The sequence below is a fragment of the Vibrio sp. 1CM7H genome, from assembly GCF_023161645.1.
Lineage (GTDB): Bacteria > Pseudomonadota > Gammaproteobacteria > Enterobacterales > Vibrionaceae > Vibrio > Vibrio diabolicus.
Window position 1 is genome coordinate 741621 of record NZ_JALNTV010000003.1, and the last position, 20620, is coordinate 762240.

Consider the following 20620-nt stretch of genomic DNA (forward strand, 5'->3'; position numbering starts at 1 on the left):
CTTCAGTAATGCACATCTAGTGCCAGTTTTATCTTCGCAAATTAGAAAGTGTTGGAAGTAGCAAAACTCTCATGTTGCAACCAGCGCTTGATGACGGTTTGGAGCGCATTTAACGTGGTTGGCTTTTCAAGTCTGTCATCCATGAGTTTTGCAATGAGCTCCAGCTCTTTGGCTCCAGACTCTCCAGATAGTGCGATGATCGGAACGGAAGACGCAATTTGCTTAATTCGTTGGCTTGCGTCAAATCCATTCATCACTGGCATCTGTACATCCATAAGCACCAAATCAATCTTGTGCGACTGAAATAGCTCCACCGCAGAAGCGCCATTATTTGCTTGTAAGCTGTTGACTCCCAGCCTTTTTAAGTACATTTGAACCAAAGTACGCTGCACCTCTTTGTCATCAACAATGAGCACTGTTGGTGCATCGTTACTTACTTGTACGTGTTGGTCTGTGCGAGGTTCAGAATGTGGTGCATTTACTTTCCAGCCATTGAAGTCCGGTGTTCTCAACGTCTCTGGTTTGGGGGCGTTTGGGACGACCGGGAAATACAAGTAGAACTCAGTAAATTCGCCTAATTCAGATTGGCACTCAATTCGTCCGCCAAAAGAGCGCATAACGCGTTGACAGTAGCCCAAGCCAAGGCCGCTGCCGCCACTTTTTTGATACGAGAAGAAGTCGTCAAATATCTTGTGTAAGATACTGCTATCTATGCCAGGGCCACTATCTCGGAAGACCAGAATGTTTTCGTAGGCCCCCGTTTGGCTACGAATCTCAATTTGACTATCGGGATAAGAATCAAAATAGTAGATAGCATTGCGAATCAAATTGAAAATGACAAAGTTAAACAGAGTTTCGTTTAATTTCGCGACAAAATCGTGCTCTTGGGGCAGATTGATCCTTTCAATTATTTGATCGTTTTCAAAGCCATAACGGCTGACCGCTTGATCGACAGCTTTATGTATAGACGTAATAGTTAAGGGTTCGTGCTCAGGTGAGCTGTCGCTGACTTCTCGCAAAATAATGTCGATAAGTTGGCGACCACGCTGAATCGCTGCTTCTCCTTTATCAATCTCACTCTTTAACGTCTCAAGTGAAGCGTTTGATTCGATATGCTGTTTTAAAGCTTCAAATCGTAATTGCACTTGAGCGAGAGGGTTACGCATTTCATGCGCAATAGAGTTAGCGAGCGCACGGCTTTGGCGTACTTTTCTATCGGCCTCGATGGTGCTCTGGATGCGAACTAATAAGGTTTGCAATGCTGAAATTTCTTCATTAGAAAACAGCTTATTATCCATTTTGTGTGAAGAAATCAGTAAGTGCGTAACGGACTTTCCACGACCAAAAAGAGGCATTACGAGCGCCGTATTGCTGGATCGCATACGTTCGTAGAGCTTGCGCATTGAGCCTTTCGACGAGGAGGCATAATCAATTTCTTCAGACAGTTCATCAAGCACGAGAACAGACTTGCTTGACGGCAGATAATCTTCATAAAACGTTTCGGTGTAACTGCTGGTGACGAGCTGCAATTTATTATTTGGTATATTCAGTAACGCTGCTAACTGGCGCATTGCATCATCTATTGAGCGTTTAAATTCCTCTTCTAATCCAAGAATTTGTTGAACGGGTGTATGTCGTTTCCCATAAATAAAATAGGACGCGAAACGACTGACGCGTTTGTAAAGCAAGTGCCAAGTGATACCGATGAGTGCGCATAAAGGCACCGCTACAAGCCATTGGTTATCTTCCGAGATAGGAATAAATATTGCGCCCAGCGGGAGGACGAAAATGGCACAGACAAACAGCGCGCTAACGGTTAAGTATGTGAGGTATTTAGCGCTATAAAAGCGAGAGGTAAGCAGGGCATAGCCTACAAACAACATTTCACTAATTGAAAGTGCTGGTGGTAACCAGGTTAAGGAAAAGTCACCAAGGAAGTAAGTCATTCCAAGGTGTATCACTGCAGTTGATAACATGAAGACCAAAATGCCGGCTATCATATAGTTACTTTTTGCCAGCGTGAGTTTGCTGCTGTTCGCTCGCATGGTAATCAAGTTCAGCAGGGTTAATACCACAAATGTCAGCAAACTAATAAAGAAATATGAGGTATGGGGACCAAACTCGATCACGAACTGGCTTGGACCGCTAATGGTGACATTTTCGACAGTAAGGTTTGGCACTAAGTTGATGTAAAGCGAGTACGTTGCTAGTGCCACAAAGATGATTTTTTGCCAGGCTTTGACCGCAGTTTTTTTGATATCAGCCGCTAGCTGGCAAGAAAAATAGAACGCGAATGCAAAGGCAAAGAATGACGCCAAGTTCGCCAACTTAGCCATAAAAATACCGCCAGCGGAGCCCAACTCCGGCAATAAATCGGTATGGAAGTATGCATTGCTGCTGATCCAAACGATGATGCAACTAGAATAAGCAATGTACGGCGCATGATGCGAGCCTAAAATCGTTTCACTCTTCTGTTTTAGGCGATAGCAGTAATATAACAACCAAGCGAATACCACCAGTACAGTAGCGTATAGCGTCATTGCTTTTGGATAAAAAAGGCCGTGAAGATGAATATCAAGCATGTTCATTCACCTTTTCATCAATTCTTTTTGTTCGTACGCGGTGTTTGTAGTCGCGAAACTGTATGTCTTGAAATGCTTCAACCATCATACCTAAATTCCAGAAACCGCGGTATGTCTTGGTACCGTCACCGTTAATGTCGCGGTATCCTGAGTGAAAGTAGGCCTCTAAATCAATAGATTGATAGAAATTTAACATAAATATTTGTTCAATAATGGTAAAGCTGAGCTTATAGCCTGCTTTATATAGCTCACTCATCAATGCTTTTTGTGCCAAATACAAAAAGTACAGTTTTTGTTGGATGTTGCCACCCACTGTCAGACGCAGCACTTCGCAAACCGCTTCAGTGTTTTTCAAGTGAGATTGGAACTGCGCATCAAATTCAATAAGAGTCCGTTGGCGAGTTAGATCGTTACCTCCAAAAAGGCCTAATTGATTAAGAGTAATGTAGCCATAATCAGGAAGGCAAAACTGCCATTGCTCACTACTAAATGGTGATGAATAGCTGAGCCAGGTATTTCTTTGGTGCCAGTTTTGCACCAAAGCGGAGGAGACCATGATTGGTGTAGATGACGGCTTGAACAATAGCACAAAGTGTTGACCTTTCTGCGAGAGTGATAATAGAGGCAATATCTCAAACCATTGTTCAGTTTGGACGAAGAGCTCAAGATTGCTCAGTGTGATTGCTTCGGAAATCGGCATTAATGCAGCGTGATTTGGCAGTGTTACCTTTAGGTCGCATTCGGCAATATCTTCGATCAATATGCTTGAATAGTCGCGGTCGTCAAACGAGAGCTGAGTTGGTCTTGTCGCTTCATTTAAAGGGTGCTTTTGCTTGATCGCAGCAATCTCACATTCACACCAGAAAACCATCCAATGCGGGTAACAATCTGCGGCAATTTGTTCAATTAAGAGCGCCTCTTCGGAGAAAGGCGTTGGATACTGCTGTACTAAATCTCGATAATCTATTAATTCAAACAGTACGGACAGACTCTTAGATGCGTATTTAGGAAAGAGGGATTTAAGAAGCTTTATTCTATACAAAGCAACTTGTTGAAAAAGAGAAGACCTTCCTTGCGGTGTAAGAGTAAGAAGAACCGTGTCAACCAGCGCCTGTTGTTTTGACTCGATCGGCAAATCTGTACTGGCGAGGGGCTCCAAAGACAGCTTAAGACTCATGATATAACCTAGTTCTGACGTTTTTTATATTTTGTAATGGTTTATATCATTTTGATAAATTTATGCTATTGGTTTCTATTTATATAGTTACGTAATGCAAGAAAAGACAAAAAAACCGCTCATAGTGAGCGGTTTTTAGTTCATTCGAGAAAGGACTAAGCTTCTTGCTTTTTAAGCTCAGCTTCTGCCGCTTCCTCTTCTATTAGCGCATCAACGATAACTGCACATGCTGCATCACCAGTGATGTTTAGTGCTGTACGAATCATATCGAAAATACGGTCAAGAGCGAATAGCAGTGGTAGACCTTCAATTGGAATGCCAGCGGCAAGAAGTACGGCAACCACTAGGAAAGAAGGACCAGGAACACCCGCTTGACCAACCGCACCCAATGTAGACGTTACGATAATTGCAATGTAAGCGCCCATACCTAGGTCGATATTGAACAGTTGAGCAAAGAAGATAGCAACCAAGCCATAGTAAATCGCATTACCTGACATGTTGATCGTTGCGCCTAGAGGCAGAACAAATGACGCGGTTGAATTTTTTACGCCCAGTTCTTTTTCACAGGTGTCCATTGTGACAGGCAGTGTTGCCATAGAAGAGGCCGTTGAAAGCGCAACAGCTTGTGGTTTTTTCATTGAAGACAGGAACTTCTTCGCTGATGTCTTGGTGAAAATATGCACCATTGCTGGGTAAACAACGAAACCGAAGATTAGGATTGCGGCAACGTAAACAACGAACAGTTTGAATACCACCATTAGTGCGCCAAAACCGAATGTACCGACTGCTTCTGCCATCAGACCGAACACGCCGATAGGGGCAATGATCATCACTTTGTTGATCATCCAAACCATTGCGTCAACGATGCAGTTAACACCATTAATGATTGGCTCACGACGCTCTTTTGCTTGCTTAGAAATTGCAATACCAAAGAACATACAGAAAACTAGGATCTGTAGGATGTTTGCTTCATTTAGTGATTGGAAAACGTTGGTTGGGATCATACCAGTGATGGTTGCCCAGAAAGTAGGTAGTTCACCTTTTGAAGCGTATTCTGCTGAGAACATGCCTTCAACGCCAGAGACGTCGATCCCCATGCCTGGTTGGAATACTTCACCCATAAATAGTGCAAGCGCAACGGCTAGGGCGGATGTTAAACCGAAATAACCTAGAGTGACGATGCCAACTTTGCCTGCTGACTGGCTGTTCCCAAGACCAGCTGCGCCAGAAATCAAGGCTACAGCGACCAAAGGAATAACCAACATTTTGATTAAGTTGATAAAGATAGCACCTAAAGGAGCGAACACTGTCGCATCATGACCCATCATGGCACCAACGGCTGTGCCCACGATCATGGCGATTACGACTTGTACGCCAATGTTGTTTAGCAAACTCTTTTCTTTTAACACTTCCATAACCTCTGTGCTAATAAAATGTAAAATCCTAAAATTACCCACTAACCATGAATGGTTTTATGGATAATTATCTCGCCTTGCTTTTTACACTTATCGTTTACAATTGGCAATATGCAGCAAGGTATTATTGATGGATTAATCGATATTTTATTGACGAACGATAAAGTTTTGTTCAATAGCAAACGTTTGCTATTGATTTTTGTTATGCCTGTTAGCTGTGTAATTGTTTTTGTTTATTTCTTTTTCTTGTTTGTTTTTTGTTAACTGAGATGGGTTTTGTGTTTGCGAGCGTAGTCTGCGTCTTGCGTGACTTGGATTGATATTTATAACAATTAACCTCTTTCAAGCTCACATTTTTACCAATTAGCTTTGTGAAATGTTAATTGCTTTACATTCTTAGTTCGGATTGCATTGTAAACATAATGTTAATCAAAAATGGCAAAACAAATATTAAGTACCAACATTTTAGTGTAGGGGAGTGCTCTCTCTGTTAATGCTCCCGAGCCGATAAAACGAAAATCAACAAGTAAGAGGTGAAGCGATTATGATGAATCTTGCTGCTGCATTACAAAGAAATGCTGCGAGTAAACCAGGTAAGACGGCGTTGATATGTGGTGATGTCGAGATAACTTATGCGCAGTTTGATGCGATTACCGGAAAGATCGCGGCATCTTTAATCAACAAAGGGGTCGTTCCGGGCGATCGTATTGCGCTCTCATGCCCAAACATTCCTTTTTTCGCGTTTGTTTATTATGCGATACAAAAAGCTGGCGCGGTTGCTGTTCCATTAAATGTGCTTTTGAAAGCGCGAGAAATTAAGTATCACTTAGAAGATTCAAAAGCGAAGTTTTACTTCTGTTTTGAAGGGACAGCAGAACTGCCAATGGCAAAAGAGGGGGTTAAAGCGTTTGAGCAGGCTGATATATGTGAAAATATGGTCGTGATGACTCAATCTCAAAGTGAAAACGAATGGAATGGTGTGCCAACTCTCAATGCGTTTATAGCCGATGCAGAACCATTGTCAGATTATGTACCGCGTAATGCGGATGATACTTGTGTTATTTTGTATACATCAGGGACGACAGGCTTACCAAAAGGAGCTGAACTGACGCAGCAGAACATCATAATGAATGCTCTGGTGGCACAAAACATTATGGGCAGCCAGGCCGATGATATTCACTTAGTAACTTTGCCTTTATTTCATACCTTTGGTCAAACCGTCCACTTAAATGCTAGTGTTTTGGGCGGGGCAACCTTGGTGTTAGTGCCTAGGTTTGAGCCTAAACATGTTCTTGAGCTGATGGAAAAACACAAAGTGACGTTGTTTGCTGGGGTGCCAACGATGTATATCGGTTTGCTTCATGTCCAACACCAATTTGATACATCCTCACTACGTGTTGCTATCAGCGGTGGAGCCCCGTTGCCAACCGAAATATTTAGAGCCTTTGAGGAACAATTTAATGTCCCAATTCTTGAAGGATACGGGTTATCAGAAACAAGTCCTATTGCATGTTTTAATCATTTAGATCAGGAACGTATACCAGGATCGGTAGGTCAACCGATTCAAGGCGTTGAAGTAAAAGTTGTCGACATTGAAGGCAATGCACTACCGATCGGTGAAGAAGGTGAGATTGTTGTGCGTGGGCATAATGTTATGAAAGGATACCTTGACCGCCCGGAAGTCACTGAATCCGCGCTACAAAATGGTTGGTTCCATACTGGTGATGTTGGCCGTTTTGACAGTTCAGGTAATCTATTTATCGTCGATAGAATGAAAGATCTGATCATTCGAGGTGGATTTAACGTTTACCCTAGAGAAATTGAAGAAGTGTTTATGACTCATCCTGCAATCTCAATGGTAGCGGTGATAGGGATTCCAAATGAAGAGTATGGCGAAGAGATAAAGGCTTACGTTGTGCTTAAACCGGGAGAGTACATTGACGCAGAAACATTACAAACGTGGGGCAAAGAGCAGTTAGCCTCTTTTAAATATCCTCGTTATGTTGAAATTCGTGAGCATCTCCCGATGAGTGCAACAGGAAAGATTTTAAAGCGTGAATTGAAATCTGAATTGAATGTGGCTTAGTCGATTCAATGAACTTCTCGTCACAGCGCCACTTGCTTAGAGAGAGTGGTGTTGTGCACGTTACTCAAGAATAGAAGATGGCAATCTCTCGCTAGCGTGTACACATGAACTATCTGTTTACTCTATTGTTCGAGTTGTTTTATGTGCGCTTCTAAGCGTTTTGGATTAGTAATGGTCACTGAACCATATTTCAGTTCTAGCATCCCAATACTCTCTAAGTTTTTTAGTACTTTATGAACACTTTGACGAGTTAGCCCCATCATGTTGGCGATATGCTCTCTAGTCACTCTCACGACACACGGCTGAGTATTGATAGCTTGGTTGTGTTGGTATTCAGCAAGCAACAGCAATCTTCTTGCAATCCGCTCTTCGATTCCTCTAATCGCATCATCTTCGATAACTGAAATGGCAGACCATAAGCGGCGGCTAAGTAAGTCGAGAATCGTAGGGTAACTTTGAGGATATTTGGCGAGTAATTGGCGAAACTTATCACCAGGTAGTTCCAGTAAGGTCACGCCCGAATGCGCGGTTGCGCCAAAAATACGGGGCATGCCGGGAGAAAAAACATTGTCTCCAAACCAGCCTCCTGCCTCGAAAATCATTAATGTGACTTCTTTGCCTTTTGAACTCATCGAATTAATTCGTACGGCACCCTGTGCAATGACCATAAGAGAAGATTGAGGTTCCCCTTTATTGCAAATCAGTGCTTTTTCGTCGAAACAGCGAACTTTAGCTATTTGTGCTGCTTCACTAAGTCCTTTCTCGGGCAGCCCTGATAATACAGGACATTTGGCTAATAATGCTTTGACATCTTCCATGTGCAACCTTACTGCATCCTGCTCTAGTTATTATTTGTGCTGGTTAAGTGGCAAAGTTTATCACTCTTTGATTGCTCTGCTTTAGATTGGTTTGGAAAGTGCGGGCGTTGAATAAAAATGATATGGTATAAACGCCATACAAGAAAACGCCCGCTAAACAGAATGTTAAGCGGGCGCTATAGCGTTACATCAAATGGAAATTATTTCTGAGTGGCAGCTTTCATCGCTGACACAAAATCACCAAGTTTATCGAGCATAATTTGTGGCTGCTCGACATTCGCTTCAATGATTTTCACCACAGCTGAGCCGGAGATGGCCCCTGCAGCGCCAGACTCTATTGCTTGTTTCACCTGTGCTGGTTCAGAAATACCGAAGCCAAGCAGCGCTGGTGGTGCATCGAACTGGTTTAATCTATCTAACATGTGACCAACTGGCATATTTGCTTTTGTCTCTGCGCCTGTCACGCCAGCACGAGAAAGCAAGTAAGTGTAGCCACCACCCAGTTCTGATACTTGCTTCAGTGTTTCGTCACTTGCCGTTGGCGGTGCGATGAAGATTGGGTGAATACCAAACTTCTCTGCTGCTGCAACAAACTCTGCACTTTCATTGGTTGGTACGTCTGCAATCAAAACAGAATCGATGCCTGCTTTTGCACAGCGCTCGTAGAAGTTTTCGACACCGCGTGAGTAAACTAGGTTCGCGTACATCAGAAGGCCAATAGGCAGCTCTGGGTATTTAGCACGAATCTTACCAATTTGTTCAAAGCAGATATCTGGTGTAGCGCCTGAATCTAGCGCACGAATGTTAGCGCCTTGGATGGTTGGGCCATCTGCAAGCGGATCTGAAAATGGAATACCAAGTTCAAGGGCGTCTGCGCCAGACTCAATGAGGGTTTCCATGATCTTGTAAGATTGTTCTGCGTCTGGATCGCAAACCGTTACGAACGGTACAAATGCGCCTTGGTTTTTTTCGTTTAGGCGCGTAAACATCTTCTCATAACGGCTCATTAAATCACTCCTTTTTCTTCTAGGATGGCGTGTACGGTGAAGATGTCTTTGTCACCACGACCAGATAGGTTTACGACCAATAGTTGTTCTTTCTCAGGATTCTCACGAGCCATGCGCAATGCATGAGCTAGAGCGTGAGAAGACTCTAGAGCTGGGATTATCCCTTCGCTGCGAGCCAATTCTTGGAATGCCTCGAGCGCTTCGTCGTCCGTTACGTTGTCGTATTCTGCACGGCCAATTGCGTTTAGGTGTGCGTGCTGTGGACCAACTGAAGGGAAATCAAGACCCGCAGATACAGAGTAAGACTCCTCAACTTGGCCGTTAGGATCTTGCATCAATGGCGCTTTCATACCAAAGAAGATGCCCGTTTTGCCATGTTTAAGTGGTGCACCGTGTTGGTCTGTATCGATACCTTTACCTGCTGGCTCAACACCAATTAGGCGAACGCTTTCTTCTTCGATGAAGTCAGCAAACATACCGATAGCGTTTGAACCGCCGCCCACACACGCGATAACGGCGTCAGGAAGACGACCTTCACGTGCCAAAATCTGATTCTTAGTTTCTTCACCGATCATTCGTTGGAAATCACGCACGATGGTTGGGAATGGGTGAGGACCTGCCGCTGTACCTAGTAGGTAGTGCGCATCTTCATAAGTTGCAGACCAGTCGCGCAGCGCTTCGTTACATGCGTCTTTAAGTGTCGCTGAACCTGAGTGAACCGGAATGACTTCCGCGCCCATTAGCTTCATACGGAATACGTTTGGGCTCTGACGCTCAACGTCTTTTGCTCCCATGTAAACGCGACACTTAAGGCCAAGTAGTGCACACGCTAGTGCGGTTGCTACGCCGTGTTGACCTGCGCCGGTTTCTGCGATGATTTCGTTTTTACCCATGCGTTTCGCAAGCAGAGCTTGACCTAACACTTGGTTGGTCTTGTGTGCGCCACCGTGAAGCAGGTCTTCACGTTTTAGGTACAGTTTGGTTTTCGTACCTTTAGTTAGGTTACGAGTTAGAGTTAAAGCCGTTGGGCGGCCCGCATACTCTTGAAGAAGCGTCATGAACTCACTGCGGAATTCTGGATCTTCTTGCGCGTCGATAAACGCTTGCTCTAGTTGCTCCAATGCAGGAACTAGAATTTGCGGAACGTACTGACCGCCGTATTCGCCAAAGTAGGCATTCAGTTTTGCCATCGTTATATTCCTTCTCGTATTTTTCGCTACGAATAGCTTTAAATTTTTTAGCTGATATCCAGCTTTAGTAGTTGCGAATGGCGGTGAATGCCGCAAGCAACTTCTGTGAATCTTTTTTGCCTGGTGCACTTTCTACACCAGAGTTTAAATCTAACCCCAAGCAACCTAGTGTCGCTGCTTGTTGAGCATTTTCTGGCGACAGTCCGCCTGCTAGCATAATTTGACTTGGGTCACCGATCAGTGACCAGTCGAACACTTGACCAGTTCCGCCAGTTTGGGTGCCAACTTGAGCATCTAATAGATGGCGGTCAATGTGGTCTGCAAGTAGTTCTGGCTTCGCATCAGTCACGCCGTAAGCTTTCCAAATTTCTACTGTTGTTGGCAGTTCGGCTTTGAGTTGGTTTACGTAAGCTTGGTCTTCTTGACCGTGCAGCTGAACTGCTTTTAAACCCAAAGAGGTCACGACTGAAGCAACAAAATCGATATCGTGATTTTGGAAAACGCCAACGTAATTCAGTGGAGCACCGCTCATGGTTAAGCGAGCACTTTCAAGGTCAACTGCACGCTTCGACTTCTCGACAAAAATCAGGCCACCAAATACCGCACCAGCTTGATATGCTTTTGCTGCGTCATCTGGATGCGTTAAGCCACAGACTTTGTTTTCACCCAACGTGACTTTGCGTACTGCAAGCTCTAGGTTGTCTTCCGCCATCAGCGAACTACCAATCAAGAAGCCGTCTGCGTATTCCGCTAAATCACGAACTTGTTGATGCGTATAAATGCCAGACTCTGAAATCACGGTCGCGTTTGGTGCTAATTCGCGAATTGTCGGTGCCAGTTCTTTAGTACGATTCAAATCAGTACTTAGGTCGCGCAAGTTACGATTATTGATTCCGATAACACGCGCTCCTAACTTAACCGCGCGATGAAGCTCTTCTTCGTTGCTGACTTCGGTCAGGATACCCATGTTCAGGCTGTGTGCTGCTTCTTCTAGGACTTTGTACTCTTCATCATTGAGGACAGACAGCATTAGCAAGACAGCATCAGCACTGTAATGACGCGCTAGGTAAACTTGGTAGGTATCTACCATGAAGTCTTTGCACAGAACTGGCTGTTTGACTTGACCACGCACTTGAGGAAGAAAGTCAAAGTTACCTTGGAAGTATTTCTCGTCTGTTAATACTGAAATTGCATCAGCATGGTTGTTGTAAACCGATGCAATGTAATCCAAGTCGAAGTGATCACGAATCAAACCTTTGGAAGGAGACGCCTTCTTACATTCGGTGATGAATGCCGTCTTTTCGCCACTCAGTGCATCGTAGAAGCTGCGGTCCGATGGCAGCAAATCAGACTGAAATGTGCTTAGCGGTTGAGACACCTTACGGTCTGCTACCCACTGATATTTGTCGCGGACAATTTTTGCCAGTACTTCTGCCATTTCTGCTTCTTTCTTAGAAACGTGTTCAGACAGATTGTCAGCTTGCTGAGTGTTGAAGTCAGTCATATTCTTCAATTCCTTAAGCGTGTGCGGCAAGTTGTTGTACCAATTGGTACGCCTTGCCTGAATTCATTGCCTCAATCGCTTGTTGCGTGTTGGCTTTTAAATCTTCGTTACCGAATAGACGCATTAGCAGAGCAACGTTCACCGCTACTGCACCCAATTGTGCGTCTGTACCTTTACCCGTCAGGATATTGGTAATGATCGCCTTGTTTTCTTCAGGATCGCCACCTTTGATTGCTTCTAACGTGTGCGCTTCTAGACCGAAGTCTGCAGGCGTTAGTTTGTATTCTGTGATCTTACCGTCTTTGATTTCTGCAACCGTTGTTTCGCCATGAATCGCGACTTCGTCCAAACCACTTCCGTGTACCACTGCGGCGCGCTTCATACCCATTTGTAGCATGGTTTCCGCGATAGGACGAACCAGTTCTTCACTGTAAACACCCATCAATTCGATGTTTGGACGAGCTGGGTTAATCAGCGGACCAAGAATGTTAAAGATGGTTCGTGTTTTCATAGTTTGACGCACAGGCATCGCATGGCGCACACCACCGTGGTATTGAGGTGCAAATAGGAAAGCAACACCGATATCGTCGACCGCTTTGCGTGTATCTTCTGCGCTCATGGCTAGGTTGATACCAAATGAATCAAGAAGGTCAGAAGAACCCGATTTGCTTGAAACGCTGCGGTTGCCGTGTTTTGCTACTTTTAGACCACATGCTGCAGCAACAAACGCCGCAGTGGTTGAGATATTGATGGTGTTGTGGCCGTCACCGCCGGTACCTACGATATCTGCGAAATCGTAATCTGGGCGAGGAAATGGGATTGCGTTTGCCAGCAGTGCTTTTGCCGCACCCGCAATTTCATCCGGTGTCTCGCCTTTGATTTTTAGTGCAGTCAGTGCTGACGCCATTAAAATTGGGTCTAGTTCTCCACGGATAATGATGTCGAATAGCTGTTGGCTCTCTTCCTGAGTAAGCGATTCTTGCTCGTACAATTTGGTAATAATAGGGTTGATGATTGCGTCCATATTTCCTCTCCTAAATTTCTTATGTGCCAGTGCTTTTTAAGCAGTGAGTGGGTTCATTGAAGTTTGTTCTTCAAGTGCCCATTCAATGGCATTGGCCAACAGTGTTGCTCCGTAGGTCGTCATAATAGATTCCGGGTGGAACTGGAACCCGCAAACTTTATCTTCTTCATGTACAACAGACATCACCAAGTCATCCACTTCTGCCGTGATGGTTAGACTCTCAGGAACCTTGGTCGCAACCAGCGAATGGTAACGTGCAATCGCAAGTGGTGATGGTAGGTTCTGGTAAATCGCATGGTTTTGGTGCTCCATCATAGAGACCTTACCGTGAATGATTTCGCCTGCGCCAGCAACGGTGCCGCCGTATGCTTCAACAATCGCTTGGTGACCAAGACAAATACCAATCATAGGAACTTTGCCTTTCAGCAATTGAATTAGCTCTGGCATTGAGCCTGCTTCAGACGGCGCACCAGGACCTGGCGATAGCAGTACCACAGGGTTCTCAAGCTCATTCACTGCTTGTTCAATGGTTTTTGCTGGAATGTTGTTTCGGTAAATCTTGACTGAGTGACCTAGCGAGCGGAATTGATCCACAAGGTTGTAGGTGAACGAGTCAAAGTTGTCGATAAAAATGATATTAGCCATCTCTGAACCCTATTCCTTATTGTGACTTATGCGCTGCTTGGATAGCAGAGATTACCGCTTGTGCTTTGCCGCGCGTTTCGTCTGCTTCCGCTTGTGGATCAGAGTCGAACACCACGCCAGCACCAGCTTGAACTTGAGCAATGCCGTTCTCAACGTAAGCTGAGCGAATTACGATACATGTGTCGAGTGTACCTTCACCAGTTAGGTAGCCCACAGCACCGCCGTAACTACCGCGTCGTGCGCCTTCTACGTCGCGAATCAACTGCATTGCACGAATCTTTGGTGCGCCAGTGAGCGTTCCCATGTTCATACATGCTTGGTATGCGTGCAACGCGTCTAGGTCTTCACGCAGTTGACCAACCACACGAGATACCAAGTGCATTACGTGGCTGTAGCGGTCGACTTTTAGGAGGTCTGCTACGTGGCGAGTGCCAGCTTGAGCAATACGAGCGACGTCGTTACGTGCCAAGTCAACCAACATCATGTGTTCTGCGTTTTCTTTCATGTCGGTGCGCAGTTCAAGTTCGATGCGGCTATCTAGGTCGAAATCAATCTCGCCGTTAGGGTGCTTGCCACGGCGACGAGTGCCTGCGATTGGGTAGATTTCAATTTGGTTAGTGTCGGTTTCGTACTTAAGCGCACTTTCTGGTGATGCGCCAAACAGAGTGAACAGCTCATCTTGCATGTAGAACATGTAAGGGCTTGGATTACTTTGTTTCAGTTCTTTGTAAGCCGCGAGTGGAGCAGGGCAAGGTAGAGTGAATCGGCGAGATGGTACAACTTGGAATACATCGCCTTTCACTACGAACTCTTTTAAGTCGCGAACAGTTTGGCAGAAGTCTGCATCAGATACGCTAGGTTCTACCGTTACGTCAGCGATTTGTTTTGCGCTTGGCAGTAGTTTTGGCGCTGCACACTGAGCGCTAATTTCTGCAATACGAGTCTCTAACGCTGTTTTCTCTGAACCGTCAACAAACAACGTCGCTTGAAGCTGGCAAGATTCCGTTTGATGGTCGACAACAAGTAGTGTTTCCGCGACGTAGAAAACGTAATCTGGACACTGATTTGTTACTTCTGCATTACCAAGCGGCTCGAAGTTTGCGACTAAGTCGTAGGCAAACAGACCACCAAGGAAAATCGCGTGTTTGTCTTGCTGTGAAATATCAAAACTATGCTGAACCAAACGCAGCGCATCGAAAGAAGAGGCTTTACGTAGGCGAGAATCTTCATCTAACGTGTCGCATGGCTGGCTAAACTCCAAAGTCAGCGTTTCGCCATCGAACTTACTTTCAACGTCACCACGGATGTTCTGGTTTAGGTGAGACAGTAGGTTTTTACCGTTGTTGGTTAACGCCTGCATGTTTACAGTGTGGCCGTAACAAACGATGCGCACCGCTGAATCGACGATTAAAAGTGATTTTAGATTCTGTTTCGAATCAATTTCAGCGGATTCGAGAAGCAAGCTATCTCTTTTGTTCTCACAAATGGTATGGAACAAACGTGTTGGGTCTTGAGTGTAAGGAACCGAAGTCTTTAATACTTCTAGGCATCCAAGTTTCTTGATTTCTATGGCCTTATTCACAAGACCTCCTTGTAGCTGTCTAAATCTTCCTGCCGTACATAGTCGCATAAAGCAAACGTTCTCCCAATCTAGAGTTAGCCATATTCGATTAATGTTTAGGCAGTTGAGTGTGAAATGAGCAAAAAAACAAAAAAGCCCGCTTGAGTAGCGGGCTTTACAACGTTTGGTTCTATAAACTAGAAGTATACGTTTGCCCACCAAGAACTAGTCCAAGTGCGCCACCAAGCAAGATCTGATGAGTTTGTCTTATTAAGACAAACCGCAACTTTCGCTTTTTGGTTTTGGTTAAATTCTTGTAACATGGTGAACCTTAAATTACGTACTTTGTATTTGTGTACTAGTTAACTAGTGCGAGAGTAAAAAGTCAACCCCAAAACAGCATTAAAACGATAAAAATATGAGAATTGATTTACATAGTCACACCACTGCATCGGACGGTCGGTTAGAGCCTAAAGATTTAGTGGAAAGGGCGCTGAGTTTTGATATCGAGGTTTTGGCGATCACTGATCACGATACGGTTGACGGTTTGGCGTTAGCCAAGCAACACGTTCAAGACAATAACTTGCCGATCAAAATCATCAACGGCATTGAGATATCGACTGTCTGGCAAAACAAAGACATTCATATTGTCGGCTTGAATATCGATCCGGAAAATGAACAATTATCCGCCCTCATCGAGCAGCAGAAGCAGTATCGCATAACAAGGTCAGAGTTGATTGCAGAGCGACTACAAAAAGCAACTCGGGAAGGCGTGCTCGAAGAGGTAAGGCAGATCGCCGGTGATGCGCCTGTTACGAGAGCGCACTTCGCGAAATGGCTGGTGGATAATGGTTACGCAAAAACCATGCAAATGGTGTTTAAAAAATACCTAACGCGTAATAACCCAGGTTATGTACCACCGAATTGGTGTTCGATGAAAGATGCGGTTGATGCTATTCATGCGGCTGGTGGGATGGCGGTATTGGCGCATCCTGGAAGATATAAGTTGACAGCGAAGTGGATTAAGCGTCTTCTAGCAGCGTTTGTAGAAGCAAACGGCGATGCGATGGAAGTTGCACAGCCACAGCAAGCGCAACAAGAAAGGCGCAACTTGGCTGATTATGCTATACAATACAAACTATTAGCGTCTCAAGGCAGTGATTTTCACTACCCATCCCCTTGGATGGAGCTAGGAAGGAACCTTTGGTTGCCCGCAGGCGTCAAACCAGTTTGGAAAGATTGGGGTATTGATCCTTCGTTGGATATATCAAAGTAACCTCAAAGCGTGGGTTTCAGCATCAAATAACTGGAAAGTGTATATTAGGTATTAATGTGGCTTTCCTTGTCGTTGGAACTGCACAACACTTTGAATCTTGAAGTCACTTGATAAAGCACAACAAGGCGGCATTCAAGCTCCACATAAGAATATAGAGCCGAGAGGCTCGATAATGAGGAATTACAATGAGCCAGTTTTTTTACGTTCACCCAGAAAACCCACAGGCTCGCTTGATTAATCAAGCAGTAGCAATCATTCGTAACGGCGGCGTTGTGGTGTACCCTACCGATTCAGGGTACGCACTTGGCTGTCAGTTGGAGAACAAACAGGCACTGGAACGAATCTGTCAGATCCGTCGTCTGGATGATAAGCATAACTTTACATTACTGTGTCGTGATTTGTCGGAACTTTCTCTATATGCGCGAGTGGATAACTCTGCATTCCGACTACTGAAAAACAACACACCAGGTCCTTACACCTTCATCTTCAAAGGCACGAAAGAAGTGCCGCGTCGTTTGATGAACGCGAAACGTAAGACCATCGGTATCCGTGTTCCAGACAATCAAATTGCCTTGGACTTGTTGGAAGCATTAGGTGAACCGATGATGTCTACGTCGTTGATTCTACCTGGCAGTGACGTAACAGAGTCTGATCCGGAAGATATTCGCGATAAACTAGAACATGCGGTTGATGTGATTCTTAATGGCGGTTACTTAGGTGAACAACCTACGACCGTCATTGACTTTAGCGAAGGTGAACCTGTTGTGGTGCGTTTGGGATCAGGTGACCCGGCACCATTCGAATAATTCGATTAATAGACGTACACCACCGTCAAACAAAATAGGAGGCATCGCGCCTCCTATTTTAGTTTCTTATTATTGAGTATCTCAGCGAACTTCGCTGATTGAGATTAAGCGAAATCGAAAATGTCGATACCATTTTGTTCAGCATAGTTGATGTATGCAGAGCTCACGCCGTTTAATGTTACTTCGACATTGTATTCATCACTAGAGAATACTGCCCAGCCACACTCATTATAAGATAAAGTCAGATCATCCGCTGAATCCAAGAACGTATCTCGAATGCCATCATTGTCGGTGTCTCTGCCCATATCGAAGACAAGTTTGTCATGAAAAATATTAAAATCGACAATATCGGCTTTAATATCAATATCGTTGGAGGATACAGGTTGATCCGGTACACCAATAGCCAGGCGGTTTGTAAGCACGAAAGTGTCGTCTCCACAGCCGCCGCTCAGTACTGATTCACCATCGCCAACGACGAGCGTGTCGTTACCCCAACCCCCACTCAAGTAGTTGTTGCCTGAGTAATCAAAAATTGTATCATCGCCACAACCACCAAAGAGCTTGTCATTTCCTAATCCGCCCGATAGGAAGTCGTTGCCAAAGCCGCCAGAAACAAAGTCGTTCCCTCGGCCACCGAGCAAGGTATCGTCTCCCCAGCCCCCGAAGACAACATCATTGCCTCCGTATCCTACGAACTTATCATCACCACAGAAGCCGAAGAAAATATCGGTTGTTTCAGACCCTTTTGTACCGGTCATATCGTCATCTTGAGATGTCCCAAAAATCCAATTTAGGTCTAGATTTAGCATAGACATTGTTCTATTCCTTTTTGTCTGATTTATGCCAATCGCCGAAAATGCAGAGCTAATCTAGCTAGTTAAAATACACGATAACGTTAGTGTCATTTTTAATAGTAAATAGTGACTTACCGATGCTTCTTGTCTTGCTATGAGTGCTCATTTATCCACGATGATTGGTATTACTTAGCAGCAAACTGGGACTGTTTATTCTTCGTTGTTTTTAAAGCAGCACGAACAGTAAACACACCCCAAGTGGTTATCGTTGTAACCCTGACAATTTTATCAGGTACTGCACGGTTAAAGTGGCTCGGGAAGACCGATATTAGTGGGATTCTCGCTGGGCAATATCAGCATTAAGTAGGAAAAAAGTTGCAGAATAGAGTAAATATTTTCGATGTTTTAAAGTGAATTTTTGGTGTGGAGAATGGCGCCGATTTAGCTTACATTAACTGAGAAAGTTACGTATAATGTCGGACCGAAAAATCCCACTGAAATGGGTAATTAGCAAAATACAGACCAATTCTGGTCTAGACGTCTGTGAAGACGACACATAGGTAGATAAATGAGCGAAAAGTTACAAAAAGTATTAGCACGTGCTGGTCACGGTTCTCGTCGTGAGATTGAATCGTTAATTAAATCTGGTCGCGTTAGCGTGAACGGTGTAGTCGCTAAGCTTGGTGAAAGACTTGAAGACGAGAGCAGCGTAGTTCGTATCGATGGTCACATTGTCTCTGCAAAGATTCAAGAAGAAGTGATTTGTCGTGTACTTGCGTACTACAAACCCGAGGGTGAACTGTGTACTCGTCACGATCCAGAAGGTCGTCGTACTGTTTTTGATCGTCTGCCAAAAATTCGTGGCTCTCGTTGGATTTCAGTTGGTCGTCTGGATGCGAACACTTCTGGTCTTCTACTTTTCACAACGGATGGTGAACTGGCGAACCGCTTAATGCACCCAAGCCGCCAAGTTGAACGTGAATACCTAGTACGTGTGTTCGGTGAAGTAACTGAACAGAAAGTTCGTAATCTAGTAAAAGGTGTTGAACTGGAAGACGGTTTAGCTCGCTTCGAAGATGTTGTTTACGCGGGTGGTGAAGGCATGAACCACACGTTTTACGTTGTTATCAACGAAGGTCGTAACCGCGAAGTTCGTCGACTATGGGAATCGCAAGAGTGTACCGTTAGTCGTCTGAAACGTGTTCGTTACGGCGACATCTTCTTAGACAAGAAACTGCCTCGTGGTGGTTGGATGGAGCTTGACCTGAAAGAAGTAAACTACTTGCGTGAGCTTGTAGAGCTTCGTCCAGAAAAAGAAACCATGCTTGATCTGAACAAAGACAACACGTCACGCAAACGTGAGCGTGCACGCAGCCAAAAAATTCGTCGCGCAGTTAAGCGCCATGAAGAGCGTGTTAACACGCCAAAAGGTCGCAGTAACAACCCTTCTCGTCGTAAGCCGAAGAAGACTGCTGGTGACCAAGGCGCACGTAACAAGCATCGTTAATCGATAGCAAAACATCAGAAAGGCTTGCCAATTCGGCAAGCCTTTTTCTTATTTGTTACATAGCGAAAGGATCTAAAGCCGATATAGAGAAGGGTGTTTGGATAAACAAATATCGCAGCTAAACAAAACAGCAGATAAAAAAATACCAGCACTAGGCTGGTATTTTTGTTCATGATGAAGAAACGTTAATCGCGTTTCCAAAGCATATGGCAGAACTTATGTTCAGGGTCTCGGCTGATTAGCATACGAGCAAATACGTCATCAAGAACGTCATTTTCCTCATTTACTAGGCCGATACGAACCTCTGCATATACTTCTTTGTCGATCTCAAAGCCAACATGTTCAACCCAGTCATCACCAGTTTCAACAAGTTCTGCGGCACCACGATCTTCAAATTGCGCAGTAAACAGAATCACGTCAGCAGGCTCTAGATTATCTGGAGCCATTTCAAGGAAAATGTCGTACGCTGCGTCGATGACGTCGTCGTAAGAAATCAAATCAGACATGCTTATGCTCGGCTCATGTATTTACGTTCAGCTGTGTTAATGATAACACGGTCACCAGTTGCAATGTACTCAGGAACCTGGATGACAAGACCTGAAGCGAAGCGTGCTGGTTTAGTACGAGCAGATGCAGAAGCACCTTTGATTGAAGGGTCAGTTTCTTCAATCACTAGCTCAACAGAAGATGGTAGTTCAATACCCACAGCAGCACCGTTAACAAGGATAATGTGGATACCTTGTGTATCTTCGTTGATGAACAGCATGTCGTCTTCAACTTCATTGTGCTTGAATGTGTATTGTGAGTAGTCTTCGTTATCCATGAAGATGTGCTCATCGCCGTCAGCGTATGAGTACACAACTGCACGTTTGTTCATTTCTACCGTTTCAACAACGTCATCAGACTTGTAACGCTCATCTACACGTGCGCCCGTGTTTAGATCTGTACAACGCATTTTGTAGATTTTAGCGCCGCCACGACCGCCAGGAGTCGTTACTTCGATGTCTTTAACTAGAAGAGTTTTACCATTAGACTCGATTGCGAAGCCTTTTTTGATTTCACTTGCCTTTGGCATTGTATATTCCTATTCATACTTATTAAGCAAAACTCGGTGATTATAGCGCTAAGTTAGCCGCCTAGCATTAAAATTCATTGCAGAAATTTGTTGTTACTCCCATGACTAAACACCTGAATGGACTTGATTCAGTGAGTCGGCTAAGAGAACATA

18 protein-coding genes and 1 other annotated feature are annotated in these 20620 nt (G+C 44.6%); of the genes, 4 read left to right on the forward strand and 14 right to left on the reverse strand.

Annotated features, from left to right (window positions below; genetic code table 11):
• Positions 1-41 precede the first annotated feature (41 nt).
• The 3 genes from MSG33_RS15565 to MSG33_RS15575 form a co-directional block, all read right to left on the reverse strand.
• Positions 42-2582 carry a hybrid sensor histidine kinase/response regulator gene (locus MSG33_RS15565; RefSeq protein ID WP_005392853.1) on the reverse strand — a complete coding sequence of 847 codons (2541 nt, stop codon included), beginning with the start codon at positions 2580-2582 and terminating at the stop codon, positions 42-44.
• On the reverse strand, positions 2575-3759 hold the full coding sequence (locus MSG33_RS15570) for an acyl-homoserine-lactone synthase (RefSeq protein ID WP_248381408.1): 1185 nt from the start codon (positions 3757-3759) through the stop codon (positions 2575-2577). The genes MSG33_RS15565 and MSG33_RS15570 overlap by 8 nt, the downstream gene beginning before the upstream one ends.
• Positions 3760-3914: 155 nt before the next feature.
• On the reverse strand, positions 3915-5174 hold the full coding sequence (locus MSG33_RS15575; protein WP_012841620.1) for a dicarboxylate/amino acid:cation symporter: 1260 nt from the start codon (positions 5172-5174) through the stop codon (positions 3915-3917).
• Positions 5175-5718: 544 nt separating this feature from the next.
• On the opposite strand from MSG33_RS15575, the gene MSG33_RS15580 reads away from it, so the two are divergent.
• A complete protein-coding gene (locus tag MSG33_RS15580) occupies positions 5719-7260 on the forward strand; it encodes a long-chain fatty acid--CoA ligase (RefSeq protein ID WP_248381409.1) in 1542 nt (513 codons plus the stop codon).
• A 122-nt stretch (positions 7261-7382) separates the two neighbouring features.
• On the opposite strand, the gene MSG33_RS15585 is transcribed toward MSG33_RS15580, so the two are convergent.
• From MSG33_RS15585 to MSG33_RS15620, 8 genes are all read right to left on the reverse strand, one after another.
• Positions 7383-8078, reverse strand: a complete 696-nt coding sequence (locus tag MSG33_RS15585) for a Crp/Fnr family transcriptional regulator (protein WP_248381410.1) — start codon at positions 8076-8078, stop codon at positions 7383-7385.
• 200 nt (positions 8079-8278) lie between these two features.
• Positions 8279-9085, reverse strand: coding sequence for a tryptophan synthase subunit alpha (gene trpA, locus MSG33_RS15590; protein WP_248381411.1), 807 nt, complete (start codon positions 9083-9085; stop codon positions 8279-8281).
• The gene (gene trpB, locus MSG33_RS15595; protein ID WP_005394827.1) at positions 9085-10275 is read right to left on the reverse strand and encodes a tryptophan synthase subunit beta; all 1191 of its coding nucleotides are present in this window, start codon (positions 10273-10275) and stop codon (positions 9085-9087) included. Before trpB ends, trpA begins: the two co-directional genes overlap by 1 nt.
• A gap of 64 nt (positions 10276-10339) precedes the next feature.
• Complete coding sequence (gene trpCF, locus MSG33_RS15600) at positions 10340-11779, reverse strand: bifunctional indole-3-glycerol-phosphate synthase TrpC/phosphoribosylanthranilate isomerase TrpF (RefSeq protein ID WP_248381412.1); 1440 nt, start codon at positions 11777-11779, stop codon at positions 10340-10342.
• Positions 11780-11792: 13 nt separating this feature from the next.
• Positions 11793-12803, reverse strand: coding sequence for an anthranilate phosphoribosyltransferase (gene trpD, locus MSG33_RS15605; RefSeq protein ID WP_248381413.1), 1011 nt, complete (start codon positions 12801-12803; stop codon positions 11793-11795).
• Positions 12804-12839: 36 nt separating this feature from the next.
• Entirely contained in the window at positions 12840-13448 is a 609-nt protein-coding gene (locus MSG33_RS15610) for an aminodeoxychorismate/anthranilate synthase component II (protein WP_248381414.1), read from the reverse strand.
• Positions 13449-13464: 16 nt separating this feature from the next.
• Positions 13465-15030: an anthranilate synthase component 1 gene (locus MSG33_RS15615; protein WP_248381415.1), complete on the reverse strand. Its 1566-nt coding sequence runs from the start codon at positions 15028-15030 to the stop codon at positions 13465-13467.
• Positions 15031-15156: 126 nt separating this feature from the next.
• Positions 15157-15260 (reverse strand) — a sequence feature (Trp leader region).
• On the reverse strand, positions 15207-15332 hold the full coding sequence (locus MSG33_RS15620) for a trp operon leader peptide (protein WP_005394819.1): 126 nt from the start codon (positions 15330-15332) through the stop codon (positions 15207-15209). It overlaps the preceding feature by 54 nt.
• A 95-nt stretch (positions 15333-15427) precedes the next feature.
• On the opposite strand from MSG33_RS15620, the gene MSG33_RS15625 reads away from it, so the two are divergent.
• Together MSG33_RS15625 and MSG33_RS15630 are read left to right on the forward strand one after the other, a co-directional pair.
• Positions 15428-16285 (forward strand): PHP domain-containing protein, encoded by an 858-nt coding sequence (locus MSG33_RS15625; RefSeq protein WP_248381416.1) that lies wholly within the window; start codon positions 15428-15430, stop codon positions 16283-16285.
• A gap of 185 nt (positions 16286-16470) precedes the next feature.
• The gene (locus tag MSG33_RS15630) at positions 16471-17091 is read left to right on the forward strand and encodes an L-threonylcarbamoyladenylate synthase (protein WP_005376791.1); all 621 of its coding nucleotides are present in this window, start codon (positions 16471-16473) and stop codon (positions 17089-17091) included.
• Positions 17092-17195: 104 nt separating this feature from the next.
• Here MSG33_RS15630 and MSG33_RS15635 read toward each other — a convergent pair whose 3' ends face one another.
• Positions 17196-17906 carry a calcium-binding protein gene (locus tag MSG33_RS15635; RefSeq protein WP_005394815.1) on the reverse strand — a complete coding sequence of 237 codons (711 nt, stop codon included), beginning with the start codon at positions 17904-17906 and terminating at the stop codon, positions 17196-17198.
• 547 nt (positions 17907-18453) lie between these two features.
• On the opposite strand from MSG33_RS15635, the gene rluB reads away from it, so the two are divergent.
• On the forward strand, positions 18454-19392 hold the full coding sequence (rluB, locus tag MSG33_RS15640) for a 23S rRNA pseudouridine(2605) synthase RluB (RefSeq protein WP_005376798.1): 939 nt from the start codon (positions 18454-18456) through the stop codon (positions 19390-19392).
• A gap of 185 nt (positions 19393-19577) precedes the next feature.
• On the opposite strand, the gene MSG33_RS15645 is transcribed toward rluB, so the two are convergent.
• The gene (locus MSG33_RS15645) at positions 19578-19898 is read right to left on the reverse strand and encodes an HI1450 family dsDNA-mimic protein (RefSeq protein ID WP_005376800.1); all 321 of its coding nucleotides are present in this window, start codon (positions 19896-19898) and stop codon (positions 19578-19580) included.
• 2 nt (positions 19899-19900) lie between these two features.
• Positions 19901-20467, reverse strand: a complete 567-nt coding sequence (gene yeiP, locus MSG33_RS15650) for an elongation factor P-like protein YeiP (protein WP_005376801.1) — start codon at positions 20465-20467, stop codon at positions 19901-19903.
• Between the last annotated feature and the right edge of the window lie 153 nt (positions 20468-20620).

Excerpts from the sequence above, each read along its gene's own strand:
- MSG33_RS15620 (WP_005394819.1), bottom strand. The coding sequence starts at position 15,332 with ATGTTACAAGAATTTAACCAAAACCAAAAAGCGAAAGTTGCGGTTTGT.
- MSG33_RS15565 (WP_005392853.1), bottom strand. The coding sequence starts at position 2,582 with ATGCTTGATATTCATCTTCACGGCCTTTTTTATCCAAAAGCAATGACG.
- MSG33_RS15645 (WP_005376800.1), bottom strand. The coding sequence starts at position 19,898 with ATGTCTGATTTGATTTCTTACGACGACGTCATCGACGCAGCGTACGAC.
- MSG33_RS15630 (WP_005376791.1), top strand. The coding sequence starts at position 16,471 with ATGAGCCAGTTTTTTTACGTTCACCCAGAAAACCCACAGGCTCGCTTG.
- MSG33_RS15580 (WP_248381409.1), top strand. The coding sequence starts at position 5,719 with ATGATGAATCTTGCTGCTGCATTACAAAGAAATGCTGCGAGTAAACCA.
- MSG33_RS15610 (WP_248381414.1), bottom strand. The coding sequence starts at position 13,448 with ATGGCTAATATCATTTTTATCGACAACTTTGACTCGTTCACCTACAAC.
- trpB (WP_005394827.1), bottom strand. The coding sequence starts at position 10,275 with ATGGCAAAACTGAATGCCTACTTTGGCGAATACGGCGGTCAGTACGTT.
- trpA (WP_248381411.1), bottom strand. The coding sequence starts at position 9,085 with ATGAGCCGTTATGAGAAGATGTTTACGCGCCTAAACGAAAAAAACCAA.
- MSG33_RS15575 (WP_012841620.1), bottom strand. The coding sequence starts at position 5,174 with ATGGAAGTGTTAAAAGAAAAGAGTTTGCTAAACAACATTGGCGTACAA.
- trpD (WP_248381413.1), bottom strand. The coding sequence starts at position 12,803 with ATGGACGCAATCATCAACCCTATTATTACCAAATTGTACGAGCAAGAA.
- MSG33_RS15570 (WP_248381408.1), bottom strand. The coding sequence starts at position 3,759 with ATGAGTCTTAAGCTGTCTTTGGAGCCCCTCGCCAGTACAGATTTGCCG.
- MSG33_RS15635 (WP_005394815.1), bottom strand. The coding sequence starts at position 17,906 with ATGTCTATGCTAAATCTAGACCTAAATTGGATTTTTGGGACATCTCAA.
- yeiP (WP_005376801.1), bottom strand. The coding sequence starts at position 20,467 with ATGCCAAAGGCAAGTGAAATCAAAAAAGGCTTCGCAATCGAGTCTAAT.
- MSG33_RS15625 (WP_248381416.1), top strand. The coding sequence starts at position 15,428 with ATGAGAATTGATTTACATAGTCACACCACTGCATCGGACGGTCGGTTA.
- MSG33_RS15585 (WP_248381410.1), bottom strand. The coding sequence starts at position 8,078 with ATGGAAGATGTCAAAGCATTATTAGCCAAATGTCCTGTATTATCAGGG.
- trpCF (WP_248381412.1), bottom strand. The coding sequence starts at position 11,779 with ATGACTGACTTCAACACTCAGCAAGCTGACAATCTGTCTGAACACGTT.
- rluB (WP_005376798.1), top strand. The coding sequence starts at position 18,454 with ATGAGCGAAAAGTTACAAAAAGTATTAGCACGTGCTGGTCACGGTTCT.